The sequence below is a fragment of the Bacillus sp. FSL K6-1000 genome, assembly GCF_038630785.1.
Lineage (GTDB): Bacteria > Bacillota > Bacilli > Bacillales > Bacillaceae > Bacillus > Bacillus safensis.
Genome location: NZ_CP152042.1, coordinates 1652332 through 1677856, shown reverse-complemented (window position 1 = coordinate 1677856; position 25525 = coordinate 1652332). Strand labels below are relative to the sequence as shown.

Here is a 25525-nt window from a genome sequence, read left to right as displayed (position 1 = left end):
GGGGATATGCGCCCTAGTCATTCCTTACTCTTCTGGATCACCTGCTAGGAACTCTGGATGAATATCCTCTAACTCCTCATCCACTTCTTCTTCCCACTCGTGATCATCTTTTTCTTTCCAGTCTGAATTGACCTCTACAACAATTTTTGTTTCACCGACTACCTCAGCAATGAACTCTCGCTCTGCCTGAACGATAATTTTATTGCCATTTGGAGAAATGGTCACTTCTAAGCAATTGGGCTGCTGCAAAACTTTCGCAATCACTTCGTGCTCATCATCAAGAAAATTTTTATCTTTATATCTCAGTTTAATGATGTCTACATACTTCACACGCTCTGTGACGACTTCTGTTTTCGTGTTGTCAGCGTAAGAGTACCATACGTTAATATCAAATGTTCCTTCGATCTCAACCGTTTTACCGACCTTTTCAGCATCATACTTATGATTAATGATCCAACCACCTAGGATGCTGGTTGGTTTTTGCGATGGAGAAATGGTGTGTGTGCTTTGGGTGAATTTCCTCCCTTTTGCAACCACCGCTTTTGTAATAATTTCTCTGTATTCAGACATTCCGGCATGCCTCCTTGTTCTTGATCGTTTTATCTTATGCTGGGCATTCGTCTAGTGTGTCACGATTTTGAACTTCATGTTCAATTAAATTCATTTCTGTTTCAGTGTATGCATGGTCGCCCATAAACTTGCCTTGAAAATTGGAAAAGTTGGAGAGTGAGAGATTTGGAGTTGATGAAGCATGAAGAGAATGGGTAGTGCATTTCAATAGGAAAACAAAAAACCCCGCATCTGCGGGGTTTTCTCATTTAATGGAGCAACTTGGTGATGAGTTTTTTACTTTTGAACCGGTTTCTCCTAATAAAAGGTCACCGCCGGTTGAAAGAATGATTTCATCTGTTACTTGATTCGAAATTGTGTGCGCTACAAGCTGAAGCAGGGAATTGACTTCCATTTGTGATTCTTTGAATTCTTGAATGACTGGGATGTCATCCAGTTCTTCTTGCAGGGCATCGATTTTTTCTTCGACTTGCTTTAAGGCTTCATGTTTGCCGTAATGCTTTAAGTTCACAGCTTGTTTTTGAAGCGCCTTAATTTGATTAATGATCGTTGAAATTTTTGTATTTTCATTGATTTGCGCTTCTGCTTTTTTGAAGAAATCAACTTCTTCCGTTTCAGAAATCATTTTAGCGAGCTCTCTTGCGCGCTCGACAATCTCTTTCTTTGAATAAAGTGTCATTTTAATTCACCTCGATAGCTTCTCCAACCATTTCTCCGTCAAGAGACCAAGTTTTGGCTTGTGTGATTTTCACTTTGACGATGTTGCCAATCGCTTCTTTTGGTGCTTTAAAATTCACAAGCTTGCTTTTACTTGTATATCCGGCTAGGATCTCAGGGTTATTTTTACTTTCACCCTCTACTAATACTTCGACAATCTGCCCTTCATATTCCTTCATTTTTTTCGCAGAAATTTCATTCACAAGTGCATTTAGGCGCTGCAGACGTTCTTTTTTCACACGCATTGGCACGTTGTCTTTCATTTTCGCTGCTGGCGTTCCTTCTCTTGGGGAATAAATGAATGTATAAGCGGCATCAAACTCAACCTCGCGATAAAGCGAAAGTGTTTCTTCAAACTGCTCATCTGTTTCATTTGGGAATCCAACAATAATGTCCGTTGTTAATGAAGCATTCGGCATAGCTTCTTTGATTTTGCGCACAAGATCAAGGTAGCGCTCACGGTCATATTTTCTCGCCATAAGCTTCAGCACAGAAGAACTTCCGGATTGTACTGGCAGATGAATATGATCAAGAAGATTTCCGCCCTTGGCTAGCACTTCAATTAAGTGATCATCAAAATCACGCGGGTGACTTGTTGTAAAACGGATACGTGGAATATCAATTTTTCGCAGCTCATCCATCAGGTGGCCAAGCCCATACTCCATATCTTCAAAATCTTTTCCATATGCATTCACGTTTTGACCAAGAAGGGTAATTTCCTTATATCCTTCTGCTGCTAAACGTCTGACCTCTTGAATAATTTCATCTGGGCGGCGGCTTCTTTCCTTGCCGCGCGTATAAGGCACGATACAGTATGTACAGAATTTATCACAGCCGTACATAATATTCACCCAGCCCTTGATTTTACCTTGACGGGCTCTCGGAAGGTTCTCAATCACATCGCCTTCTTTTGACCAAACCTCAATCACCATTTCTTTTGAAAGGTAGCATTCAGATAACAGCTCTGGCAGGCGGTGAATGTTGTGCGTGCCGAAGATTAAGTCAACAAATGGATGTTTCTTCAAAATACGGCTCACGACAGATTCTTCTTGGGACATACATCCGCAGACACCTAAAATTAAATCTGGCTTTTCACGCTTTAATGCTTTTAAATGACCAAGCTCTCCAAACACTTTGTTTTCCGCATTCTCACGAATCGCACAAGTGTTTAATAAGATGACATTTGCATCTTCAGTTGAATTTGTTGGTTCATAGCCTAGCGCCATAAAAATACCAGCCATCACTTCTGTGTCATGCTCATTCATTTGACAGCCGTATGTGCGAATATAAAACTTGCGGCCGTTCCCTAACCCTTGAAACTGCTCGTCAATTTGAAATTGATTGTATTCGACTTCTTCTTTACCCCGTTTTTTTGCATCTTTTAAGGAAGGCGGAATGTACACAGCTTCAAAATATTTGCTGTAGTCCTTCTCGGATTTTTTGTCCGATGAACTTACTTGTCCGCTCGCTTTTCTCTGCTCTTCATTCATGAATTTGTACTCCTTTCAAACCAAGTTCCACCCTACAGTATAGACTATTTTGTGATGAATTGAAAATAAATCATATACGGTTCTTCTATGAAAATTGTCTATTAGTCATAACCATTTTTCATAAAAAGAAAAAGAGAGCCTGCGCTCTCTCAATCAAGTATGTTTAGTTTTTTTGCTTCTTCTTCAATGATTGTCAGTGCCCGGTCTAGTTCTTCTTTTGTGTGCTCGGCTGTGATGATGGCTCTAATTCTTGCCTTGCCTTTTGCTACTGTTGGGAAGGCGATGCCTTGAGCAAACACGCCTCGTTCTATTAAAGCTTTTGAGAAACGAAAAGTAAGTGCTTCGTCTCCAATCATGATTGGGATAATCGGTGTCTCTGTTGGGGCGACTTCAAATCCAAGGCTGATGACCTTTTCTTTAAAATAAGCGGCGTTCTCCCAAAGTGTATCGATTCGCTCCGGTTCATCTAACAGCACTTCAATCGCTTCTTCACACGCTCTAGTCACAGCTGGCGGATGTGAGGTGCTGAATAAAAACGGTCTTGCTTTATGTTTTAAATAATCAATCAAAACCGCTGAACCAGCTACGTAACCGCCGAGCACTCCGACAGCCTTACTAAGTGTCCCGACCTGAATGTGCACTCTGCCGTCGAGTTTAAAATGGTTGACTGTCCCGCGGCCATTCTCGCCAAGCACGCCCGAGGCATGCGCATCGTCTACCATGACAAATGCATCATATGCTTCTGCTAGCCTGACGATTTCAGGAAGTGGCGCGATATCACCATCCATTGAGAAAACACCGTCTGTTACGATGAGACGGACGCGATAATTCATTGATTTTTTCAAAATCTTCTCCAGCTCTTCCATATTGGAATGACTGTATACCTTTTTATCTGCTTTGGTTAATCGGATTCCATCAATAATTGAGGCATGATTCAGTTCATCCGAAATGACAATATCATCTTTTGTCAGGATACTCGATAAAACCCCTTGGTTGGTCGTAAAGCCTGATTGGAACACAAGGGCTGCCTCTGTCTTTTTAAATGCAGCAAGCTTTTTTTCAAGACGTTCATGCATTGTCATTGTGCCGGCGATGGTTCGAACGGATCCTGTACCCGCTCCGAATTCATCAATCGCCTCTTTTGCTGCTTTCATCAGCCTTGGGTGCGAGGTGAGACCTAAGTAGTTATTTGAGGAGAGTTGTATAACAGATTGTTCATTTAATGTAACAGTGGATGATTGTTTTGAGTCGATCTCTTTTAAGGTTTGGTGGGTGCCTTGCTGCTTCATTGTTTCCAATTCATCTTGTAAATACGTGAATTCCTTCATCATTTCTTCCCCCTTTGATATGATGGCATCATCAGTACGACTTTTCCGCACGTACCATTCCGCATGAGTTCAAAGCCCTTTTCGAACTCTTCAAATGGCAGTGTGTGAGTGACAACTGGCTTTACATCAATGGTATTCGTTCTTAACAGCTCAGATACTTGACGCCACGTCTCAAACATTTTTCTCCCCGTGATCCCTTGCACAGTTAATCCCCTAAAAACAATTTGGTTCGTAATATCAATTGTCACTGGCCGTTCTGGCAAGCTTAGTATATTGACTTTTCCTCCATTTGCACAAGCTTCGAGTGCTTGATTAATGGCAGCTGGATGACCTGACATCTCACACATTACGTCTGCCCCTTCCATCCGCGTGAGCTGCTTAATCATCGCGACTGGATCATCTTTTCCAATATCCACGATATGATCTGCACCCATTTTTCGGGCTAGATCGAGCCTGTATTCATTTTTATCAACGGCGAACACTTGAACAGCTCCAGAAGCTTTTGCGACAGCGATTGCCATTAAGCCGATTGGTCCGCAGCCAAAAATCGCCACAGATTTACCTGAAACAGGTGTGTGCAGTACTGTATGGACAGCATTTCCTAGCGGCTCTTGTATAGAGGCAAGCTCAACTGGCATTTGAGCCGGATTATGCCACACATTTTGTTCAGGTATTTTGACATATTCAGCAAAACAGCCATCAATGTCTACCCCTAAAATTTTCGTTTCACTGCACAAATGCTGCTGCCCTGTTAAGCACATATAACATTGATTACATACAACATGCGTCTCAGCCGATACAAAATCCCATACTTTTGCTCGTGAGACCTGCTTCCCCACTTTGACAACTTCCCCTGTAAATTCATGACCAAAAATGTAGGGCGCTTTGACTCGCCCCTTAGCCCAGTCATCCCAATTATAAATATGCACGTCTGTTCCGCATATCGAAGTGGCTTTCACCTTTATCAATACTTCATGATCTTTGATTTCTGGAATCGGCATCTCCGTCAGCACCGCTCCGTAAGCGCTTTCTTTTTTAACAATTGCTTTCATCGTTCCACACATGACGTACAACCCCTTTGTTAAAAAACTTCTCCCAATCAGATTTTAACACGACTTATTTTAGTCGTAAACACCACTGTCTACTAGATAAAGACAAATGAACACTCCACATATTTTTTTAGATATTTTTCTAAAAAAAAAAGCAAATCTCCGGTTGAGAGGAGATTTGCTTTCATCGTCAGCGTTTCTTTGAAACGGCAACATATAGCGCTGGCACAATAAATAATGTCAGAATCGTTGAGAAAAAGACACCTGATACAATGCAGATGGCCAGCGGCTTAAAGAGTGGATCATGACTTAATGCAACAGGCATTAATGCAACTAATGCCGTAAATGCTGTTAAAAGTATCGGTCTAATCCTTGCTCTTCCCGCTTCAATGACGGCTGTCTGTTGATCAAATCCTTGCTTGCGCCGCTGTTCAATAAATTCGAATAAGACGACCGCATTTCGAACGACAATACCAGCCAATGAGACAATTCCCATTGTTGCCATAAAGCTGAATGGCGTTTGTGTGACAAACAGTCCGATAATGGCTCCTGATACGGCTAAGTAAACCGTTCCTAGAACTAACAGTGGAAGCATCAATGAATTGAACTGGAATGCGATGGTCACGTAAATGAGCAGTAGGACAACCGCAAATAAGAGACTAATTTCAATAAAGAACTGGGTCTGATTTTCATTTTCTCCACCTTGTGAAATGGTCAACTCCTTCGCTGCCGCGCTTTTCCCTACTTGATTAACGACTTCTTTCATATCTTCTTTAAACGAATCTGATGCGCCGGGATATGCCTTTAGCGTAATGGTTGGAACTCCATTTTCATGTGGAATGCTTTCATACTGCTCTGTTTCTTTTTCTGTTACATATCGGCTAAGCGGCTCAAGTTGAGGCATACCAACCTCGTTTGTCTTCACAGGCACTTTCAATTCTTTTAGCTTTAAACCATTTTGATGTGTACCTGTATCCTGTTTCACCACTAAATCGATATCATTTGTTCCTTGTTTAAAAGTACCTAATGGAATCCCTTCTGTCACAAGACCAAGCTGTCTGCTGACAAATTGAGCACTGAGCCCATCCTCTGCCATTCGCTCACGGTTTAATTCAAAGGAGATCGTTTTCACCGGCTGATTGACATCATCCGTAATCAAGCTTGCTCCTTTGTCTTTCATTTCATTTGTTAGCGTTTCTTTGACATCAATGAGCTTTGTAAAAGAGTCACCTGCAACTGTTACTGTCACTGGCGCTCCAGTTGGCGGTCCTTGAACAATAGTTTTCATAAAGAGATCAGCCTCTTTGAATTTCTCTCGCAAAGGCTCGGTCATACGATCTATCAATGCCTTACTTGTCATCTGATCATTGTCTACTCTTACAACAATCTGACCAGTGTGGTCACTTGCATTTGAAATACTTTCATTAAACAGATTCGGCACCCCGCCGCCTGCAAAAATCGCCGTTTCTTCAATGCCTTTTTGCTGCTTAATTTCTTGTTCTATTTTCTTTAGTGTTTCATTTGTTTTGTCTAATGTAGTTTCACTTGGAAGCGTGACCGTGACGACCACTTCTTTCTTATTCGCCGCAGGGAAAAATTCAAATGGTGTGACGAAAATAAGTAAAAAAGCAAGCGTTGCAACAAGCAAGCCACTTAGTCCAATAACGAGCGGCCGCTTCACAATGTTTTTCAACACACGGTCTGCATAGAAATCCGCCAGCCTTTTTAATGGTTTTCCTAGAAAGCCCGGCTCTTTTTCACTCTTCTTGTACTTTCTTTTCCTGTTCACAGTATATTGATAGACCGGCACAAGTGTCAGCGAAATCACCATGGACGCAAGCACAGTCGTTACTAGAACAGACGGTAGTGCCCGAATAAATGAACCGTTTGCACCTGATAGGAAAAGAAGCGGCAGGAAGGCAAACACAACAGCAAGTGTTGATGTCAAAATGGACCCTGCGACTTCTTTTACGCCAGCAATTGTTCCTTTAAGCGGACTTTCGTATTTTTTCATTTGTCTTAAAATATTATCATTGACGACAATCGCATCATCGACAAGTATCCCTAAGGCAATGATAAAGCCGATGATCGAAATTTGATTGAGATCCACTTGTAAAAATGGCAGCGGAATGGTTCCAATTGTAATGGATAGCGGAATGGCGAGTGAAACGATAAACGCCCCGCCAATCGTGAGTCCAAGTGTAGTAACGATAATGACCGCGATGACTGCAACAATGGCTTCTTTTATTAAATCATTGAAAATGGCATCCACTTCACTTTTTTGTGAATAGTAGTCTACCCACTCCACCCCATTTGGCAGCTGCTTTTCTTTCTCAATGACATCATTGACTTTGTCATACATTTTAGGAATATCAAGCCCTGGTTTAATATTCACTGTAAATGAATAGGCGGGCTTTCCGTTATAGGACACAATATCACTTTTCTCTTTTTCTACTTCTTTTAAGCTGCCAAGCTGACTAATTTTGACCGGCTCTCGTTTTGTTTTTGAGAAAAGCTCAATTTTTTTGACTTGATCTAAGCGGTCATATGTATCGATGGACAGCTTGACCTTCTCTTTACCTGACCGAATATCGCCTAGTGGAGATGTGTCAAATTCCTGATTGATGGCATTTGTGACATCAGTTACATTGAACCCTTCCCCCTCCAGCTTGTTTGAATCTAAGTTTAATATCGCTTGTTTGTCATTGAAGCCTTTGATAACGACATTGTCTACCCCTTTGATGTCCTCTACTTTTTCCTTCAATGCACGCAGCGATTTCTGACTCTTTGCTAAGTCCGATGATTGACTCGACACAATCATATAAGAACCAACGGGTACGCTGCCGAACTCATCCTTTATATCCGGCTCCATCACTCCGTCTGGAAAAGATGACGCAGCACTTGTCGTTTCATTCTTAATTTGACTTGCCACCTTTTGAAAGTCGGCTTGATCCTCAATTTCAAGCACAATATTTGAGAAACCAATGGCAGAAACCGAGCTCGTTTTCTCTACACCATTGATATCAGATAAAGCTGATTCCAGCTTATTGGTGACGTCTCTTTCCACCTGTTTTGCATCTGCACCAGGGAAAACGGTAGAAATCGTGACGAGATTCGCCTCGAATTCTGGCAGTTCTCGTTTAGGAAGCTGCGCGAATAAATAGCCGCCAGCAATGAGAACGATAAAAAATAAAATAAAAACAAGCTTTCCTCTTTTCAAAAAAGCTTCAAACATTATTTCACCTACTTAAATATTTATTTTTGATGAAGTAAATTCAACTTAATCTTAATTTATCATCATGGTGAAAAAATGCAAGCTCTAATATGTCATTTTTATCTATTTCACGAACTGAATATGTTATATAAGAAATGTATAGCGGTAAACAAAAACAACCTGCTTACATGATGTAAGCAGGTTGAAAATAATAAAATTAGAATTATCGTGGCTCAACAATCAATTTGATGGCTGTTCTTTCTTCTCCATCGATCAGAATGTCAGTAAAGGCTGGAATGCATATCAAATCCACTCCGCTTGGCGCAACAAATCCCCTTGCAATGGCGACAGCCTTAACCGCCTGATTCAGTGCTCCAGCGCCGATTGCTTGTATTTCTGCTGCACCGCGTTCACGTAAAACGCCCGCTAATGCTCCTGCTACTGAATTCGGATTTGACTTTGCTGAAACTTTTAAAATTTCCATTTCTGCTCCCCCTTAAATTTACAATGGATAAGTGAGTGTTCATTAGAACAATCTTTGTTAGATGATGCTATTTTTTTGAAAATCCATCCCCAAAATGTTTTTCAAAAATAGCAGGCTACCTACCATTTTTACTATATTCACGATAGAGGGCGCATATTCCTTCTTTCTGATTAATATTTTTCTGAAATAAATATGTGAACATTTATTCAAAGAAAATATGGTCATCATTTATCAAAATTCGATCAATTTTGACAGCTTTTTTCGACTGTTCGTCAATTTCTACGATGACTGCACTTAACGTCGTGCGGCCTTCTGCAATTTCAAACCGGACTGGGAGACTTGTTTTGAATCGTTTAATAATCGTTTCTCGGTCAACACCTAAAATGCCATCATAAGGTCCTGTCATCCCAACATCCGAAATATACGCAGTTCCTTTTGGCAATACGCGGTTATCTGCTGTTTGAACATGTGTATGCGTTCCAACGACACATGATGCACGGCCGTCTGTATACCAGCCCATTGCTTGCTTTTCACTTGTGGCTTCACCATGAAAATCAATGAAAATAAACGGTGTTCGTTTGGATGCTTCCGCAATTAATTCATCTACTTTTTGAAATGGGCAGTCAATTGGCGGTAAAAACGTACGTCCTTGCAGGTTAATGACAGCCAATTCTTTTCCTTGTTTTTTAATAAACGTGAGACCTTTTCCAGGTGTGCCTTCTGGGAAGTTAGCAGGACGGACCATATGGGCTGCATCATCGATGAAATCGAAAATGTCTCTTTTATCCCATGTATGGTTGCCCATTGTGAGCACATCAGCTCCTGCTTGCAGGAGCTCATGATAGATTTTTTCAGTCAGGCCTTTCCCGTGAGCAGCATTTTCTCCGTTGACAATGGTAAAGTGCGGCTGATATTTTTTCTTCAGCTTTGGCAAGTATTCTTTCAGTGTGTCTCTGCCAGGTGAACCGACGATATCTCCAACAAATAATATTTTCATGCGCTTTTGAACCCTTTCTCTTATAAATTGATCTTCTTATCAGTGTTGCATATTTACACAAAAAAATAAAGCGGCGCTAAGCGCACCGCTCTATTTTGCATACTCTACTGCGCGAGTTTCTCGAATGACTGTCACTTTAATGTGACCAGGGTAATCGAGCTCGTCCTCAATTCGCTTACGAATATCCCTTGCTAGACGGTGAGCTTCAAGATCATTAATTGAATCTGGCTTCACCATAATACGTACTTCACGTCCAGCCTGTATCGCAAACGATTTTTCAACACCTTCATAAGATTCAGAGATATCTTCTAATTTCTCAAGTCTCCGAATGTAATTTTCAAGCGTCTCACTTCTTGCACCAGGGCGTGCTGCAGATAATGCATCAGCTGCCGCAACAAGAACAGCGATAATAGATGTCGGTTCTTGGTCACCGTGGTGAGAGGCAATACTGTTGATGACAACAGGATGCTCTTTATATTTCGTCGCAAGCTCAACGCCAATTTCTACGTGGCTTCCTTCTACTTCATGATCAATGGCTTTTCCAATGTCATGCAGAAGACCTGCTCGTTTTGCAAGCTTTGCATCTTCTCCAAGCTCTGAAGCCATGAGACCTGCAAGATGTGCAACCTCAATTGAATGCTTCAGGACATTTTGTCCATAACTTGTACGGAATTTCAAGCGGCCGAGAATTTTGATAAGATCCGGATGCAGACCGTGAACTCCGACTTCGAATGTCGTTTGCTCACCCATCTCGCGGATATAATCATCGACTTCACGGCGTGATTTTTCCACCATTTCTTCAATTCGTGCAGGATGAATGCGGCCATCCTGGACTAGCTTGTCCAGAGCTATCCTCGCTGTTTCACGTCTAATCGGATCAAAGCCCGATAGGATAACAGCTTCAGGTGTATCATCTATGATCAAGTCAATACCAGTTAACGTTTCTAACGTACGGATATTTCGTCCTTCACGTCCGATAATACGACCTTTCATCTCATCATTTGGAAGATTGACTACAGATACCGTTGTTTCAGCCACATGATCAGCTGCACAACGCTGTAACGCAAGTGAAAGAATGTTTTTCGCCTTTTTGTCAGCCTCTTCTTTCGCTCGGTTTTCAGATTCTTTCGTCATGACTGCAATGTCGTGGGAAAGCTCATTTTCAACTTGATCCAGAATGATTTGTTTCGCTTCATCTCGAGTTAGACTTGAAATGCGTTCCAACTCGGCTTTCTGCAAACGAATCATATCATCCACTTTGCTTTCCATCTCTTCAATATGTTGTTGTCGTTCATTCAGAGAATGATCTCTCTTCTCCAACAGGGACTCCCGTTTATCTAAAGATTCGTCTTTGCGATCAAGATTTTCTTCTTTTTGAAGTAAACGGTTTTCTTGTCTTTGAAGCTCATTTCGTCTTTCACGAACTTCTTGCTCCGCCTCTACACGAAACGAATGAATTTCATCTTTCGCTTCCAAGAGCGCTTCTTTCTTCAATGCTTCCGCATCACGCTTTGCATCCTCAACAATTTGTTCGGCCATGTTTCTTGCGCCGGATATTTTTGCTTCTGCAATGGTTTTACGAACAAAGTAGCCAACAACTAAACAGATTAGGCTCAGCAAAATGGAGATGATCGTAAACATCGTAGGCGACATATTTTCACCTCCTCTTGCTATGAACTTGGTTTTACAAATAAAGTGTCGGCATGTACATTGTTTTGTGTCTCAACATACAGGGCCTTCACAGGGAATGAGATCCTCACTGCCCTTGTCAAGTTTAAATTAGTTATCAATCATGTTAAGAAAAACAAGTGATACATTCCCATTGTAATTGTGTCGGAAATACTTGTCAAGCGTGCCATCTTAGCGTTTGCAAAAGCTGATCAGAATTATTCTTGATTCAGCAGCTGATATACTTTATTGTTCACTTGGCCCAGTTTAGTGTTATTTTGAATGTTTGAGAACAAAACAACAATGGTTTGCCCAGATTTGCTAAAACTGTTTAAAATGTTGAAGCCCGGCACGACACCATGGTTTGAATAGCTACCGGGATCAACATAAAATCCCATACCGTATGTGGAGCTGCTTCCTGGCGTAAACATCTTTTTATAGCTCTTCTGCGAATACAGTTTGCCGTCTATCAGGGCTTGATCAAATTTGTACATATCTATAGCACTCATATAAATATCTCCAGCACCATACAGCTGAGATAGATCGGGCATATACGGTGTAACCGCTTTGCTGCCTTTCAGCTTATACCCGACAGCAGGATAAGGTTCTTTTTCATATGTTTTGTAAAAGCCTGCATGCGTCATTCCCGCCGGTTTAAAAATATGATTCGTTATATATTGTTCATAGGACTCACCGCTTACTTCAGCAACAATATAAGCAAGAACAGAATAGTTAGAATCCTTATAGCCCCATACGCCCGGCTGACGATTAATTCCCTGACGTTCTATGTCTTTTATTAAATCATCCGGAGTAATTGCGCCGTTTCCTTCAATATGTCCGTTTATTCCCGATGTATGTGTAAGTAGATTTTTCAAAGTAATCGTATGTCCGTTAGGAAAATGAGGTAAATACGCGCTTACCGGATCACTTGTCTGAAGTTTCCCCTTTTCCTCAAGCTGCAAAATAGCGGTTGCAATCAGTGCTTTTTGAGACGAACCAACATAAAAAGATGTTAATGGATTATTTTGAATTTTTCGTTTACGGTCTGCATAACCAAAACCTTTATTTGTTATGATTTCTCCATTTCTAACAATCATGGCTGTTCCGCTGAAACCGATCTTATTTAAATAACTGCTGATTTTGTGATTGCGGTCCACTGTTTTGATTTGTTCCTTTGATATTTTGGCGGTTTTCCTTTTGACTTCTTTTTTCTGGCTGTTTTCTAAAGCTACTGCAGTTTTTTGAAACGGGTTTTTTTCTTCACTAGTTCGATGAAGCACATTCCACATCGTAAAGCAAATCATCGCTGTTAAAAAAACAAGCACAATTTTTCCCTTCTGACTTGGTTGTTTCCGGCTACGTTTTGCATTTCTTCTGCGGGTCGGGCTTGTCATTATTTTTTCCTCCCAAAATAAATTCCATTTTGTACACTTTAGACGGATGAAGTACTGAAAAAGTTGTCGAAAGTTTTTTACAAAATAAAAAAGGCTGAGTTTTTCACTCAGCCTTTTTTATCATTTCATACTAATTTAATTTTTATTCTAATTCTAATTGTTCTAGCGCTTCTTCAGATTCCTGCTGCGTTACTCCGTTAGTATCCAAGCCGTAATGTTCGCGAATTTGCTCCTGGATCATCAGCATGATATCTTTATTTTCTTTTAGGAACTGTTTCGCATTTTCACGGCCTTGTCCAAGACGTTCCTCTTGGTAAGAATACCAAGCGCCGCTCTTTTGTACGATATCTAGTTCGCTTCCAAGGTCGATGATTTCTCCCTCTTTTGAAATCCCTTCACCGTACATAATGTCTACTTCCGCAATGCGGAATGGCGGTGCTACTTTGTTTTTGACCACTTTAATTCTCGTTTTATTCCCCATAATGTCATTGCCTTGTTTCAGCTGTTCAGCACGGCGCACTTCTAAACGAACAGATGAATAGAACTTCAGCGCACGTCCACCAGGCGTTGTTTCAGGGTTACCAAACATGACCCCAACTTTTTCACGAATTTGGTTAATAAAGATGGCAATTGTTTTTGATTTGTTGATAGCACCTGATAGCTTACGAAGGGCTTGAGACATCAAACGCGCTTGAAGACCAACGTGTGAATCACCCATGTCTCCTTCAATCTCTGCTTTTGGTACAAGAGCAGCTACAGAGTCAATCACAACAATATCAACTGCCCCGCTGCGGACAAGAGCTTCTGCAATTTCAAGTGCTTGCTCTCCTGTATCCGGCTGAGAAAGTAACAGTTCATCAATGTTGACACCTAGTTTTTGAGCGTAAACTGGATCGAGTGCATGCTCTGCATCAATAAATGCAGCTTGTCCTCCCTGCTGCTGAACTTCAGCAATGGCATGAAGGGCTACTGTCGTTTTACCAGAACTCTCTGGACCATATACTTCGATAATACGGCCTCGGGGATATCCGCCTATTCCAAGCGCAGTATCAAGTGCTAACGAACCACTAGGTACTGTTGAAATACGTGTATCTGTTTGCTCTCCTAGTTTCATAATAGAGCCTTTACCAAACTGTTTTTCTATTTGTTTAAGAGCCATATCTAAGGCTGCTTGACGATCACTCATTCTATTGTTTCCTCCTTTATCAATTCCACTATCTATACTATACCTTGTTTTACGTCATTTGCCAAGAAAAAAACGAACACATATTCGATTTTTTTCTTGGCCGATTTTTTAAGAAAAGAGTGTTTTCTATTAGAAAAAAACGCTCTTTTATAAAGGAGTAAACCTAACAAAAAACAAAATTAACTCTCTTTTAATAAGTTGAGTAAGTGATGTAGACCATATTTCACAGCGCGCTTTCGAATGCCTGACCGGCTGCCTGTAAACATCCATTCAAACACGTCCGTCTGGTCTTTCGTCGATAGTCCAATGAACACTTTTCCAACAGGCTGACCCTCTTGGGTATCAGGTCCTGCTACACCCGTAAAGCTAATGCCAATATCACTTCCGGTCAGCTTTCTAACCCCTTCAGCAAGCTCTAAAGCGCACTCTTTGCTGACAGCACCATAAGAAGACAGTGTTTCTTCCCGGCAGCCAAGTACCTGCTGCTTTACTTGGTTTGTATAACAAACCACACTTCCGTTCAAAATGGATGATGCCCCTTCGAGATCTGTCAGCCATTCGGAGAACATTCCACCAGTCAGACTTTCTGCTGCTGCTACTGTTTTCCCGTGCTCGTGCAAGGCTTTGGACGCTTCGCGGACAAGTGATGTATCCCCATATCCGTAGAAGTACTCACCTACCCGCGCTAAAATTTTCGCCTCTGTTTCTTTTAACAGACGTTCTGTTTCTTTTTCATCCTCATGCTTAGCAGTCAGCCTTAGCGTCACTTCACCGTCAGATGCGAGTGGTGCAATCGTCGGGTTGGTTTGAGCATCAATTAAATCTTCTAGATCTGTTTCAAGCTGCGATTCACCGATTCCGAAGAAACGCAGAACAACAGACACAATTTTTTCCTTTAAGCCAAGTTTCTCAGAAATCAGCGGCTTTGCCTCGTTTTCAAACATCGGGTGCAATTCACTTGGCGGTCCAGGAAGAAGCATATAAAACGTATCGTCTTCTTGAACAAACATACCTGGAGCCATCCCGAAACGGTTCACGAGCACATCTGATCCTTCTAGAACGAGTGCCTGCTTACGGTTGTTCGGTGACATATCGCGGCCGGTCTTTCGAAAGTAGTCTTGAATCGATTCAAATGCTTCTTCATTTAGTACAAGCTCTTTACCAAGCGTGCTCGCAATTGTTTCTTTTGTTAAGTCATCTTTGGTTGGTCCAAGACCACCTGAGAAGATAATAAAATTAGATCTTTCCTGCGCCACCTGAATGGCCTGTTTTAAACGCTCTGGATTGTCACCAACTGCTGTGTGGTAATAAACATTCACACCAATTTCAGCTAGTTGTTTGCTGATGAATTGTGCATTCGTATTCGTAATTTGCCCTAGCAAGAGTTCGGAACCGACTGCAATAATTTCTGCTTTTCTCTCTGACTTCAAAGCGTACACGTCCTTTTTAATTAGAATTCTTTAAAGCTTCCCAGTTTTTCGCAAAGTAATCCCAGCCTGAGACAACAGTGAAGAACACCGCTACCCACATCGCTAGATCACCAAACGGGAATGATACAAGTTCAAACGGCAGGTTATGCAGTAAAAGTGCTGAAATCGCAATGATTTGCGCCCATGTCTTCACTTTTCCAAGCATATTCGCTGCCACTACTTCACCGCCTCCGGCTAATACAAGCCTTAGACCTGTTACAGCAAATTCACGACTAATGATCACAATCGCCATCCATGCCGGTGTGAGGTTGTATTGAACAAGTATAATTAAAGCAGCTGAAACAAGCAATTTATCTGCAAGCGGATCTAAAAATTTACCAAAGTTCGTCACTAAATTAAGTTTACGTGCGTAGTATCCATCAATCCAGTCAGTTGTTGAAGCGACAATAAACAGGATCGCTCCAACAAGGTGCGTTACTTCGATGCTGACGTCGCCAAAGCGTGCGACACCCCAATCAAACGGTGCAAGCATAATGATCATAAAAACAGGGATCAAGGCGATCCTAGAAAGAGTTATTTTATTCGGTAAGTTAAACATGAAATCCAATCCTCCAATAATGCAATTTTTTATGTATATATAATAGTAGGAACAAAAGAAAAGTCATCTACTTGCTTAAGATGACTTTTCCTTTCCTTTATTCACAATCACAATGTTTTGTGTCATGGTGTTCTTAGGGTCTAATTCGTACTTAAGTGTCTCGTCATTTACCTTGATATCAATTCCAGACGCATTGCCTAGACGGATATCGACCTGAGAAAGATCAGAAAGGTCTGTTTTAAACGATTCGCCATCTTTTAGTTCACCCATCTTCAGCACTTTTCCAGATTCGTCTCTTACGCGCAGCCATGAAGCTTGCGAAGCAGAAATGGTTAACTCCATTTCGTCAGCACCTGATACTTCATACGTTGTCGTCGAGCCTTCTGTATTCGTCGCCTTTAAAGATACAGTTTCATCGTCTTTTGATGAATCATCTTTTTTAGATGATTTTTCTTTATCATCTGACGTAGCTTTTTCTTTTTTCTTTTGATCTTTTGCAAGAGATGAATCCTCAGATACTTCATATTTAGATTCTGATTGCTGAGGGGCCGCCTGATTATTCTTCTGTCCGCTATCATGATTCACCGCCTGCACGATCACATAAATGATGGCGATGACTACAATGATGCCTCCAATAATTAAAATTGTCGGCAATAGCTCGAGCACTTTCGAGGCAGGCTTTGGCAGCTCTCTTTGCGGCTTAATATTCGATAATTTATCAGATACTTCATCATTGTACGTGCTTGGAACATCTTTACGAAACTCTTCGAACAATTGTTCAGGATTCAGTCCAACGGCTTCGGCATATTGTTTAATAAACGCTCTGACGTAAAATTTACCTGGAATAATATCATAGTTTCCTTGTTCGATTGCTAGCAAATAGCGCTTTTGGATCTTGGTAACCGTCTGAAGATCCTCCAGCGACATCCCTTTTTCCTCTCTGGCCTCAACGAGCCGTTTTCCCAATTCAGTCAAAACAAACACCTACCATTACCATATTAAAAATCGAAGCCAGAAAAACCAGAATGATCAAACACTTGTGGTTCTTCAGCGTGTTCATATGTAATCTCTTCGTCTGCGCTATTACGCAATTCAATGATATAGTCGAAATCATCCATTGTATATTCTGAATTTTGAATAAAGATGTCTGGATGCTCGACCACCTTTGTTGCCGGCAGTCTCATAATTTCCCTTAAAAGCTGCAAATGCTTCTCAGAACCTCTTCTTGTCGACACAATTCCATCAATAATAAAGACGTTATCTGGGCTGTATTCATCTGCGATCAGCTGACTTCGGATCGTCTGTTTCAAAAGAGTAGACGATACAAATAGCCATCTCTTGCTTGCACAAACACTTGAAGCCACAATTGATTCTGTTTTTCCGACACGCGGCATACCGCGAATCCCAATCAATTTATGTCCTTCTTTTTTAAAGAGTTCAGCCATAAAATCAACAAGAAGACCGAGCTCGTCTCTTTCAAAACGGAACGTCTTTTTGTCATCCGCATCACGCTGTATGTATCTTCCATGACGAACAGCTAAGCGGTCACGAAGCTTTGGCTGTCTTAATTTCGTTACTTTTATCGTTTCCATTGTATTTAAAATTGATTCAAGCCGCTTAATTTGATCTGTGTGGTCACAGCGTAAAAGCATTCCGCGTCTTGATACATCAACACCATTGATTGTCACAATATTAATTGAAAGCATCCCCATTAGAGAAGAAATGTCTCCTAAAAGTCCGGGACGGTTTACCTGTATCTCATATTCAAAATACCATTCGAGCTTTGCCAAATGATATTACCCCCTTCATTGTGGCAAATTTTTACCTTCCTTTATCATAAAGCATTTTCACATTTTTAGAAAGCACAATGTTGTGAAACGGTTAAAATAAAAAGAGAGGCACAAACGACCTCTCTTTTTGTTTAGTGCGAGCTATTATTTTCAACTAGCTTGACCATCATATTTGCAATGGCACGCTGCTCATCTTCTGATGCAACGCTCCAAAGGTCAGCAAGTACTCTTTCCTGCTCGTTCTTTGCCTCAACTTCGTTAGCTAGATATCCGCCAATTTCATATGCAAGGTTATTGATGGTCTCATCTTCTAAACCTTTATCCTGCGCATGATTTAAGCGATCACCTAAAAAGTTTTTCCAATGGTCCCAGTTCTCAAGTACAGACATGTCGATTCCTCCATTCGAAAAGATGAATTACAGCCATAGCTTTTGTCATGGAGAGACGAATTATACACGTTTTTTAACAGTACCAGCCGCCATTAACAGATAAAATTTGACCTGTGATATAACTTGACTGTTTTGAGGCGAGAAACCAAATGACATCTGCAACTTCCTCAGGCGATGCAAGCCGGCCAAGCGGGATTTCTTCTTCCAGCATTGCGATGTCTTCCTGCGTAAAACTACTCATCATGTCTGTTTTGACAGCGCCTGGCGAGACAGCATTTGCTCTAATTCCACTTGGGGCAAGCTCTTTTGCTAATCCTTTTATAAACGCATTTTGCGCACCTTTGACCATGCTGTACAGCACTTCACACGATGCTCCCGTTTCTCCCCATATCGAGCTGACCGCAATGATATGGCCTGCTTTCTTTTGGATCATGGCAGGTAAAAGGGATTGGGTAAGCTCATATGGACTTGTGACATGAAGCTGCACCATACTGGCTAATACATCTTTTTCTGTGTCTGTCACCAATCCGACATGGCTCCTGCCGCTATTTAAAACAAGTATATCTGGACAGAGCGGCAGGCGGCTGACAAGCTCATCTGCTCCGCCCGTTATAGCTAAATCTGCTTGAACGACATGCGTCTGAATGTGATATGCCTCATCCAAATGAGCGGCGAGGCGCATAGCTGCCTGTTCATTTTTATGATAATGAAGCATTAGGTTGCAGCCTTCTTGGGCAAGCTTTTTGGCTGCTGCCTGCCCAATCCCGCCACTGGCACCTGTTATCAGCGCCCAACGACTCATCACATTGATTCCTTCTTTCTATATGGGATACCTATTCTTTTCGTTTAAATGGGAACCAGTTGGCTGATCCGAACAATTTCACCATTACAGGTACGAACAATGGTAGCACAACGAGTGCGTACAATAAAAGTCCTGTGAGGACAAGTGTCGCAATCTGCAAGAGAGACAGTACACCTGATGGAAGCATTGCGGCAAATGTTCCTGCCAGAATAACAGCAGCAGACATAATAACAGATCCCATATTTTTCATTGATTCGGTCATGGCAAACTGGATGTCTTTTGTTTTGTATTCATTAAATCGCTCCATTAAGAAAATCGAATAATCGACTCCGAGCGCCATTAATATGACAAATCCAAAGAATGGTACAGCCCAGTTAATGCCTGGATATCCGAAGAAATGGGTGAAAATAAATTCTGTTATACCGATTGCTGTAAAGTAAGTCAATATGAGTGAACCTACCAAGTACAACGGCATAACAAGCGAACGGAACAAAATAACCAAAATAAGGAAAATACCAATCATCATGTAAAGCACTGTCTTATTGAAATCTTGATCTGACAGCTGTTTCAGATCAGCGTTCATACTTGATACACCTGAAACGCCAAATGACGCATCTTTTAGGTTTGTTTCAGGAAGTGCCCTTTCAACAGAAGCTTCCACTTGTTTTATTGTTGACAGAGCTTCATTTCCATATGGATTTTTTTCTAAAATGACATCAATTTTTGTCATCTTGCGATCATCTGACATGTATGAATCAAATACTTGCTTGAACGCTTTATTTTTTAAGACGTCTTTTGGAATAAACCAGCCGGCCATGTCTTGATCTGGTGCATTTTTCAGTTCATCTAAGTAGTCACCTGCACCCATTAAGCCGCTCGAAATTTTCTCCAGTCCATTAACACTTTTGTTCAGGCCATCTGTCAGCTTTGTCAGATCATCCCCAAAGCCGCCAATCTTTTCTTTCATTTGCTTTTGACCATTAATGATGTCGCCCGCTCCATTTGCAAGCTTTGGCATATTATCAGCTAATTGTCCTTGGCCTTTTGACGTTTGATCCAGTCCAGTTTCAACTGCATCTAAGCCAGCAATGAGTTCATCGATCTGACTCGTCAAGACTTTTTGCTGCTCTGAAGCTTTTGCGATAAAGGCATCAGCTGCTTCAAGCTGCTTTCTAGCTTCTTTCGCTTGTTTGGCATAGCTGTCTGCCTGTTTCGCCCCTTCTTGCAAAGTCGCAGAAAGTTCATTGTACGAAGCTTTGATCGCTTGATACGATTGATTTTCTTTTACCTGCGGGATTTGCTTTTCAAGTGTACTAAATTGTGTATTTGCTTGTTTGATTAACGCTTTTACATCTGCTGCGGCAGATGATGATGTATCCACTTGCGCTAATGCCGCCTTTAATTCTTTGGAAATGCTTTTATACAGCGAAACTTGCTGATTCACTTGTGCGACTTGAGCCGTTAATTCCTTTTTCGCACCTTTGATTTCATCTTTAATGGCTGCTACACCTTTTTTGTTTTGATCAATTCCGTCTTGCAAATCCCTTAAATGTTTTTCAACATTTTGAATGCCTGTTTGCACTGATTCTGTACCAGAAATCAGCTGGTTAATCCCTTTTCCTGATGATTTGATTTGCGGCGTTTGATCCTCAATGGATTGACTCATTGTTGTGAGGGCATCCTGAATTTTTTTCAATCCTTCATTGCTTTTATCAAGCCCTGTGTTCAGTTCCTTGGCTTGTGATTTCACGTACAGATCACTCAGCCCTTTACCGACAGGACGGGTAGCACTTCTGACTTTGCTGACACCATCTGTTTGTTCAATTGCACGGCTGAGTTTTTCGATGGCAATCAGCCCTTCATTGTTGTCTAAAACATCAGCTGATTTCACGACCACTGTTGCCGGAAGTGCTTCACCCGGTCCAAACTTGTCAGAAATGGTATTGAATGCGTTGACCGATTCGTATTTGTTACCAATTTCATCTAAGCTGTTATAAGAAAGGGTTCCTTTATACATCAGAATTGGCGGAAGTGTAATGATTCCTACGATTAATAAGCTGAAAAGCGGTTTCTTAAATGAAAAGCGGCCTGCTGTTTCCCACATTTTTGACTGCGGGTGAGCAATATCGCCTTTAATCGGCCAAAACAACACCTTTCCTAAAACCGCCATAAAGAACGGTACAATCGTGAGAAGGGCCACAATGAGCACAGCAACCCCGACTGCTACTGCAACAGCTGATTTATAAAGCTGGAATTGCGCCAGACCAATACATGTAAAACCGATTAGAACCGCAATTCCGCTGAATAAGACGGTCTTTCCTGCTGTTTTATACGTAATGAGAATCGCCTCAATTTTATCTTTACCATGTGCGATCTCTTCCTTAAAGCGGCTGAGAAGCAGTATGCAGTAGTCCGTTCCAATTCCAAACATGATCGCGACCATAAAGATCTGAGTAAAGGTCGAGAGCGGAAAGTCTACATATTTTACCAAATAAGCCACGATCGATTGACTCACCAAGTAAGACAGTGCCACTGCGACTAACGGAACGAAAGGCGCCACAGCTGATCTAAAAACAAGAACAAGGACGACGAGAATAAACCCAATCGTAATGAATTCTGTTTTCTTCAAGCCTTCCTGCGAACTTGTGATAACATCATCATCAATTAACGGCTGCCCTGTCATTTCAAATTTCAGGTTTAAGCTTTTCAGCTTTTCATTGACTCTTTCTTTAAAATCGGATGCTTTGATTTTGTTTGAGTCATATGTAACTGGAACAAGAAGTGTCGTTTGATCTTTGGAGAGCATTTGTTTTTTAATATCTTTATTGGCTTCAAAGTAAGAAGTGATGTCCTCTATGTGGAGATCTTGATCCTTTTCTAAAATGTCCATTGCCTTTTTTAAAGAGGTTTCTCTTTCTTTCACAATGTTCTTTTCTTGAAAGACAATGACGATTGATTTTTCTGTATCCCCGTTTTCAGACATTTTCTTTAATAACTGATTGGCATATGAGGACGGATAGCCGTCTGGTACAGAAATTTGCCCCTTATCTTTTGTTAATTGCGCCATATTAGGAGCGGTGATGAGTAACACTGCCGCTAATACGACCCACAGGATCGTGATCAGCCATCTACCCTTTATGATTGCTCTCATTAGTACTTTGTGCCTCCTCTTCGATGATCACTTGATAGATCTTTTCATATGTTTGAATAAATGATTCCATTTCTTTTTCTTCAAGCTTTTCAAAATAAGATCGAACTAGGTCTTGAAGCTGCTTTTCCATTCGGCTGACTACATCTTTGCCCTCTGGTGTGACGTACAGGTGAACATTTCTTCTGTCAGCTTGATCATGTTCACGAATAATATAGTTTCTCGTAAAAAGACGATTGGTCATAGATGTTACAGCACTTTTGTTTACATTACATACATAAGCCAGGTCCGTTGATGTACACCCCGGATGTAAATTGATGTATCGAAGGGAGTAATATTGATCAAGCGTCAGCTCTTTATCAAGCTTTTCTGTGATCATACTCGATACTTTTTTCTCCATCATGAGATAGACATCTGTATACCTCTGGATGAGCTGGGCAATTTTATTTTGTTCCATACGCTGCTCCTTTTTAGTTTAAGTGTTTAACTATTAAAGAGTTTAACTAACGAACAAAACAATTGTCAATGAATATCCTCGCAAATAAAGCGGCTTTTTCAATAAACATAAAAAAAGACAAACTCTGCCGATATGAGTTTGTCTTTTTACATTTATTTTGTTTTTGGGACGACTTTGAAAACGGACATCCGTTCTTCATCAATTTCTTCATCTAAAATTTGCTGAATATCAGCTAATTGAATTTGTTCCAGCACTGTGACGACATCAAATAAGCTCATTTCTAAGAATGCATATCGAGTAAATTGGTTCGCAATGTATTCTGGAGAATTCATGGCTTTTAAAAAGCTGCCGATTTTTTTCTTGCGGGCAAGCTCAATTTTCTCCTCTGTCATGAGGCTTTTTGCTTGAAGAAGGGTTTCTTTTAATACTTTTGCGAGTTGATCAGGATCATTTGTATCCCCGCCAACTGAAGTGAAGCCAAAGCCGCCTTCTTCTGTATAATCGTAGCTGAATGTTTCATCAATTAAGCCTTTTTCATACATCTGTTCATATTGTAATGAGCTTTTGCCAAACAGCGTCTCTAAAATGAGGTTCATCCCAAGCTCATGCTTTAGCAGTTGATTTCCTTTTTTATGCGGATTTTTTGTTTTCAACCCGAACATACATTTAGAGCCTTGTACGTTCATTGGTAGTTCGTATTCTTTCCGGTATACACCTTCAGGCTCATTGATGTCTTTTCGTTTGATCTCCGGCTGATCTGTAAATGGCTTTTTCGCCTGATTCGCTCTGACTTGATCTAAAATTTGCTTCGGATCAACGGGACCGACAACGAAAAGAAGCATATTGCTCGGGTGATAGAACGTTTCATAACATTCATACAAATGATCTTTTGTAATAGGGGCAATGCTCTCTACTGTTCCAGCAATATCTATTCTCACAGGATGTTCTTGATATAAATTTTCAATCAGACCAAAGAATAAACGCCAGTCCGGATTGTCGTCATACATGTTAATCTCTTGGCCAATAATACCCTTTTCTTTTTCGACTGTTTTTTCAGTAAAATAAGGCTCCTGAACAAAATCAATAAGTGTCTCAAGATTTTGTTCGACATTTGAGGTGCTTGAGAATAAATAAGCCGTTCTCGTAAACGTAGTAAAAGCGTTTGCGGATGCTCCTTGTTTACTAAAGGTATGAAACACGTCTCCATCTTCTTTTTCAAACAGCTTATGCTCTAAGAAATGGGCAATTCCGTCAGGTACTCGAATCATGTCTTCTTTGCCAAGCGGCACAAATTCATTATCAACTGAGCCATATTTTGTTGTAAAGGTCGCATAGGTTTTGTTAAACCCTTGCTTTGGCAGCACATAGACGTCAAGTCCGCTTTCCATTTTTTCGTGATAGACCGTTTCTTGCAGCTGGTCGAATTGAATTGTTTTCACTGTCATGAAGCACCCTCCGTTCCTTTAAGAAAATAGGTCGTATCCCACTCGATTTTCTGACCCACTTTGATGATGTCCTCTTTTGTCACTCGGTCTAATGCTTCCAAAAAGGAATCAAGGGTTTCCCCAGTTGGCACAACGGCATGCTGATACAAATATTCTGCTGTCCCATAAGATGTATCGATCGTTTCAAGCAGCTGGTTTTTGACGACTGCTTTTGTTTGATCAATTGCTTCATCAGAAAAATCACCTTTTTGCATCGCTTCAAATTGTTCTTTGATGATGTCTACTGCCTGCTGGTAGTTGCCAACTTCAATCCCTGACATGACCATCATCAAGCCTTTAAAGCTCTCAAGTCTAGAAACAGCGTAGTACGCAAGACTTGCTTTTTCACGAACATTGATGAATAGCTTAGAATGCGAGAAACCGCCGAATATACCATTAAACAAATGCAGCGCCGGATAATCTTTATCTGCAATCGTTGTATGTGTGCGAAAGCCGATGTTCAGTTTGCCTTGTTTTACGTCCTCTTCATCAATGACTTCTTTTGGTTCATTTTGAGGTCTTGCTGATTCAGTCTGTTGTTTGATCGGTTCTCTTTCACTTGTTTTAAAGTATTGGGAGACCATTCGGCTGATGTCTTGTTCGTCAACATCTCCTACTACATAAAGATCAAGCTGGTTTGATTGAAGCGCATGCTCATAAGCTTCAAAGAGCGAGTGAGCGGTGATTGCGTCGATGTCTTCCATTTCACCATTGACGTGCAGTGCATATGGTTCACCTTTACACATTTCCTGCACGAGTCTTAAATTTGAATAACGCATTTTGTCATCATAGACTGCCTGAATTCGCTGTTTTAACGTGCGTTTTTCTTGATCTACATATAATTGACTAAACACCCCATCTTCAACATACGGGTGGAATAATAGGTCAGATAGTAAGGCAATCCCTTTTTCTAGTAAAGGGGTTTGATCCTTTAGATATTTTTCATTCGCCATTTCTAGACGGAAGGTAATGATGTGATTCTCACCTTTTTTCGCCATGTCTGCCGAAACGGTTGCTCCATAGAGCTCATCAAAATAAGCACGCAATGCACCTGTTTTCGGCATCTTTTCTGTTCCTCTTAACAGCACATGCGGGAAAAGAGAACGCATGGTGACGTCATCTTTGGATAACGGTGCAAGCATTTTAAAAAGGATTGTCACGGTTTTAAATTTTTCTGTTTTGACAATATGAGTATGAAGACCAGGTGTGTCCAGTGTCTTCTCTTGTAAGTACGTCATGAGAAACCTCCTTTGTTCATCCTATTTATTATGTATTAGAACATAGCTGATATATACGTGAAAAAGCCATTTAATAGACATTATATCAATCA

General features: G+C 41.0%; 21 protein-coding genes. All 21 read right to left on the bottom strand.

Going from position 1 to position 25525, the window contains the following annotated elements; translation table 11 throughout:
• Positions 1–24: 24 nt before the first annotated feature.
• A complete protein-coding gene (cotE, locus tag MHI46_RS08470) occupies positions 25–570 on the bottom strand; it encodes an outer spore coat protein CotE (protein WP_039178732.1) in 546 nt (181 codons plus the stop codon).
• A gap of 244 nt (positions 571–814) precedes the next feature.
• Positions 815–1249 (bottom strand): RicAFT regulatory complex protein RicA family protein, encoded by a 435-nt coding sequence (locus tag MHI46_RS08465; protein WP_008358013.1) that lies wholly within the window; start codon positions 1247–1249, stop codon positions 815–817.
• Position 1250: 1 nt separating this feature from the next.
• The gene (gene miaB / locus MHI46_RS08460) at positions 1251–2777 is read right to left on the bottom strand and encodes a tRNA (N6-isopentenyl adenosine(37)-C2)-methylthiotransferase MiaB (protein WP_034281907.1); all 1527 of its coding nucleotides are present in this window, start codon (positions 2775–2777) and stop codon (positions 1251–1253) included.
• Positions 2778–2926: 149 nt separating this feature from the next.
• Positions 2927–4108 (bottom strand): glycine C-acetyltransferase, encoded by a 1182-nt coding sequence (locus MHI46_RS08455; protein ID WP_107163707.1) that lies wholly within the window; start codon positions 4106–4108, stop codon positions 2927–2929.
• Positions 4105–5169 (bottom strand): L-threonine 3-dehydrogenase, encoded by a 1065-nt coding sequence (gene tdh / locus MHI46_RS08450; protein ID WP_251180760.1) that lies wholly within the window; start codon positions 5167–5169, stop codon positions 4105–4107. Before tdh ends, MHI46_RS08455 begins: the two co-directional genes overlap by 4 nt.
• Positions 5170–5344: 175 nt before the next feature.
• Positions 5345–8389: an efflux RND transporter permease subunit gene (locus MHI46_RS08445; protein ID WP_342503219.1), complete on the bottom strand. Its 3045-nt coding sequence runs from the start codon at positions 8387–8389 to the stop codon at positions 5345–5347.
• A 202-nt stretch (positions 8390–8591) separates the two neighbouring features.
• Positions 8592–8852, bottom strand: a complete 261-nt coding sequence (gene spoVS, locus MHI46_RS08440) for a stage V sporulation protein SpoVS (RefSeq protein WP_003211281.1) — start codon at positions 8850–8852, stop codon at positions 8592–8594.
• A 202-nt stretch (positions 8853–9054) separates the two neighbouring features.
• Positions 9055–9849 (bottom strand): TIGR00282 family metallophosphoesterase, encoded by a 795-nt coding sequence (locus tag MHI46_RS08435; RefSeq protein WP_047202212.1) that lies wholly within the window; start codon positions 9847–9849, stop codon positions 9055–9057.
• A 90-nt stretch (positions 9850–9939) separates the two neighbouring features.
• On the bottom strand, positions 9940–11502 hold the full coding sequence (rny, locus tag MHI46_RS08430; RefSeq protein ID WP_003211958.1) for a ribonuclease Y: 1563 nt from the start codon (positions 11500–11502) through the stop codon (positions 9940–9942).
• Positions 11503–11735: 233 nt separating this feature from the next.
• On the bottom strand, positions 11736–12911 hold the full coding sequence (locus MHI46_RS08425) for a serine hydrolase domain-containing protein (protein WP_260775947.1): 1176 nt from the start codon (positions 12909–12911) through the stop codon (positions 11736–11738).
• A gap of 142 nt (positions 12912–13053) precedes the next feature.
• Positions 13054–14097, bottom strand: coding sequence for a recombinase RecA (recA, locus tag MHI46_RS08420; protein ID WP_039178719.1), 1044 nt, complete (start codon positions 14095–14097; stop codon positions 13054–13056).
• 179 nt (positions 14098–14276) lie between these two features.
• Entirely contained in the window at positions 14277–15527 is a 1251-nt protein-coding gene (locus tag MHI46_RS08415) for a competence/damage-inducible protein A (RefSeq protein ID WP_064498481.1), read from the bottom strand.
• A gap of 16 nt (positions 15528–15543) precedes the next feature.
• On the bottom strand, positions 15544–16125 hold the full coding sequence (gene pgsA / locus MHI46_RS08410; protein WP_047202208.1) for a CDP-diacylglycerol--glycerol-3-phosphate 3-phosphatidyltransferase: 582 nt from the start codon (positions 16123–16125) through the stop codon (positions 15544–15546).
• Between the two features lie 75 nt (positions 16126–16200).
• Entirely contained in the window at positions 16201–17100 is a 900-nt protein-coding gene (locus tag MHI46_RS08405; RefSeq protein ID WP_059376236.1) for a helix-turn-helix domain-containing protein, read from the bottom strand.
• A 23-nt stretch (positions 17101–17123) separates the two neighbouring features.
• Complete coding sequence (locus MHI46_RS08400; RefSeq protein ID WP_003211480.1) at positions 17124–17915, bottom strand: DUF3388 domain-containing protein; 792 nt, start codon at positions 17913–17915, stop codon at positions 17124–17126.
• 131 nt (positions 17916–18046) lie between these two features.
• Positions 18047–18304, bottom strand: coding sequence for a DUF3243 domain-containing protein (locus MHI46_RS08395; RefSeq protein ID WP_024424114.1), 258 nt, complete (start codon positions 18302–18304; stop codon positions 18047–18049).
• 73 nt (positions 18305–18377) lie between these two features.
• Positions 18378–19106: an SDR family oxidoreductase gene (locus MHI46_RS08390; protein ID WP_039178709.1), complete on the bottom strand. Its 729-nt coding sequence runs from the start codon at positions 19104–19106 to the stop codon at positions 18378–18380.
• A 31-nt stretch (positions 19107–19137) separates the two neighbouring features.
• Positions 19138–22257 carry an MMPL family transporter gene (locus tag MHI46_RS08385; RefSeq protein ID WP_260775946.1) on the bottom strand — a complete coding sequence of 1040 codons (3120 nt, stop codon included), beginning with the start codon at positions 22255–22257 and terminating at the stop codon, positions 19138–19140.
• Positions 22235–22711 (bottom strand): MarR family transcriptional regulator, encoded by a 477-nt coding sequence (locus MHI46_RS08380; RefSeq protein WP_126681843.1) that lies wholly within the window; start codon positions 22709–22711, stop codon positions 22235–22237. Before MHI46_RS08380 ends, MHI46_RS08385 begins: the two co-directional genes overlap by 23 nt.
• 152 nt (positions 22712–22863) lie before the next feature.
• Positions 22864–24156: a pitrilysin family protein gene (locus tag MHI46_RS08375; RefSeq protein WP_099663267.1), complete on the bottom strand. Its 1293-nt coding sequence runs from the start codon at positions 24154–24156 to the stop codon at positions 22864–22866.
• Positions 24153–25433 carry a pitrilysin family protein gene (locus tag MHI46_RS08370; RefSeq protein WP_144491237.1) on the bottom strand — a complete coding sequence of 427 codons (1281 nt, stop codon included), beginning with the start codon at positions 25431–25433 and terminating at the stop codon, positions 24153–24155. The genes MHI46_RS08375 and MHI46_RS08370 overlap by 4 nt, the downstream gene beginning before the upstream one ends.
• Between the last annotated feature and the right edge of the window lie 92 nt (positions 25434–25525).